Raw genomic sequence first — 1,251 nt, 5'->3', positions numbered from 1 at the left:
CTCTAATATTCTATTCATTTGTGGTGGTGCGTTTGCTGGTTTGGATAAGGTTATTCAGGATCGATCTGAGAAAAGTAGTATTGGTTTCAGTGCGACAGTCAAAAGCAAAGAAACGACAAAATCGGTTGGCGAGACTTTGTCTGATGTCCAGACAGAAGATCTAGTTCGATATGGTTTGATTCCCGAGTTTATTGGTCGCTTGCCAGTTGTGGCGACGCTCAACGAATTGGATGAAGATGCATTGATGCAAATTCTAACTGAACCAAAGAATTCGCTCACTAAGCAGTATCAGCAATTGTTTGAAATGGAAGGTGTCGAAGTTGATTTTCGTGAAGATGCGCTTAGAGCGGTCGCACGGCAATCAATGGAGCGAAAAACGGGAGCTCGAGGATTGCGTTCAATATTAGAAAATGTATTGCTCGATACCATGTATCACGTACCATCTGAAGATGGTATAAGCAAGATTGTGGTAGATGAGAGTGTTATAGAAGGCGAGACTGATCCTATTCGCATTTACGACAATAAAGATCAGGCGAAAGCAATGCCTGAATAATTCTGTCTTAGTATTTGATTAAAAAACCAGCCAATCGGCTGGTTTTTTCGTATTTAAAAATGATTTCTTTTTTTGTTGGACTAGCCTCCTTGTAAATATGCTGTTTGCCCATATCTACAAAATATTCACGCGAGTAGGAGATGCAATTAATGAGTGAGANAGAAAATAAGGTTGAAAATGAAGTGGTAGGTTTACCTATGTTGCCGCTTCGAGATGTAGTTGTATTTCCGTCTATGGTTGCGCCTTTGTTTGTGGGTAGAGAAAAATCTATTCAAGCATTGGAGGCCGCTATGGAGGCGGGTAAAAAACTCCTTCTTGTAACTCAAAAAGAAGCTAATCATGAGGATCCGGGCATCGATGAGTTGTATCGCGTTGGAACGCTCGCCACCATTTTGCAAATGCTCAAATTGCCGGATGGTACAGTAAAAGTTTTGGTTGAGGGTGAAAAGCGAGTTGTCGTTGATGCGATTAATGAAGAAGAGTTCGTCTCAGCGCAAATACATGACCTTGTTGAAAATATTCCTGAGGGTGTTGAGCTTCAAGCGCTGGCAAGTGCGTTGGTTAGTGAGTTTGAAAAATTCGCTAAGGTTAGTAAGAAGGTTCCGAATGAAGTCGTGAGCACATTGTCCTCGATTGAAGAGCCTTTGCGTTTGATTGATACGATTGCGACACATTTAGAGATGAAGATCTCAGATAAG

At 41.4% G+C, this 1,251-nt stretch carries 1 protein-coding gene and 1 pseudogene; both read left to right on the top strand.

Translation table 11 applies throughout. The features are described from left to right. Positions 1 to 553, top strand: a pseudogene (locus tag A3738_RS20705) (AAA family ATPase); the annotation flags it as partial. A 149-nt stretch (positions 554 to 702) separates the two neighbouring features. After that, positions 703 to 1,251, top strand: a 549-nt coding sequence (locus A3738_RS20700) for an LON peptidase substrate-binding domain-containing protein (RefSeq protein ID WP_197473937.1), incomplete at its 3' end; no start/stop codon positions are given.

It is taken from the genome of Oleiphilus sp. HI0066 (assembly GCF_001635725.1).
Note: the sequence above shows the minus strand (reverse complement) of the source record. Positions and strands in the feature narration are given on the sequence as shown.